The sequence below is a fragment of the Pseudomonas sp. Sample_24 genome (assembly GCF_004307605.1).
Taxonomy (GTDB): domain Bacteria; phylum Pseudomonadota; class Gammaproteobacteria; order Pseudomonadales; family Pseudomonadaceae; genus Aquipseudomonas.
On the sequence record NZ_RCNW01000302.1, the window covers coordinates 1 to 742 of the forward strand.

At 57.1% G+C, this 742-nt stretch carries 3 protein-coding genes; all 3 read left to right on the forward strand.

Going from position 1 to position 742, the window contains the following annotated elements; genetic code table 11:
- Positions 1 to 120: hypothetical protein (locus D8V06_RS30875; protein ID WP_241667832.1), on the forward strand; the 120-nt coding region annotated here is incomplete at its 5' end.
- 2 nt (positions 121 to 122) lie between these two features.
- Positions 123 to 464 carry an ISC system 2Fe-2S type ferredoxin gene (gene fdx, locus D8V06_RS16315; protein ID WP_020795601.1) on the forward strand — a complete coding sequence of 114 codons (342 nt, stop codon included), beginning with the start codon at positions 123 to 125 and terminating at the stop codon, positions 462 to 464.
- A gap of 14 nt (positions 465 to 478) precedes the next feature.
- Positions 479 to 679, forward strand: coding sequence for a Fe-S cluster assembly protein IscX (iscX, locus tag D8V06_RS16320; protein ID WP_017123703.1), 201 nt, complete (start codon positions 479 to 481; stop codon positions 677 to 679).
- Positions 680 to 742: the final 63 nt, after the last annotated feature.

A 742-nucleotide genomic window follows, 5' to 3' on the forward strand; every position in this document is an offset into this window, starting at 1 on the left:
GCCATCGAGCAGCAGACCAAGCGTCTGTCGCAAGTGACCGATGCCTTTGCTGCCCGCCGCCTGGACTCGACGGTGAAAGCCGCGCTGGCGGGGCGCAACCTGAATGAGATTGAGGAATAACGATGCCGCAGGTCATTTTTCTGCCACACGAGAAGTTCTGCCCTGAAGGCATGGTAGTCGAGGCCGAACCCGGCATCTCGATTCTCGAACTGGCCCACGAGCACCACATCGAGATGGAAAGCGCTTGCGGTGGCGTTTGCGCCTGCACCACCTGCCACTGCATCATCCGCGAAGGTTTCGACTCGCTGGAAGAGGCTGATGAGCTGGAAGAAGATTACCTCGACAAGGCCTGGGGTCTTGAGCGTGAGTCCCGCCTGGGGTGTCAGGCCAAGGTCGGTACCGAAGACCTGACCGTCGAAATTCCGAAATACTCGCTCAACCACGCAGCCGAAGCGCCGCATTGATTCAAGGAATTGTCATGAGTCTCAAGTGGACTGATGTGCTGGAAATCGCCATCCAGCTGGCTGAAAGCAAGCCCGATGTGGACCCTATGTCGGTCAACTTCGTCGATCTGCGCAAATGGGTGATGGAATTGCCCGAGTTCGACGACAAGCCTGAGCATTGTGGCGAGAAGATCCTGGAGGCCATTCAGGCCCACTGGATCGAAGAACGCGACTGAGCCACGCTGCAGGTTAGGCAATACCCAAGAACCCGCGTATAATTCGCGGGTTTAATTTTTCGC

What these genes read in the sequence shown, in the direction of transcription:
- fdx (WP_020795601.1), top strand. Translation starts at nt 123, where the DNA reads ATGCCGCAGGTCATTTTTCTGCCACACGAGAAGTTCTGCCCTGAAGGC.
- iscX (WP_017123703.1), top strand. Translation starts at nt 479, where the DNA reads ATGAGTCTCAAGTGGACTGATGTGCTGGAAATCGCCATCCAGCTGGCT.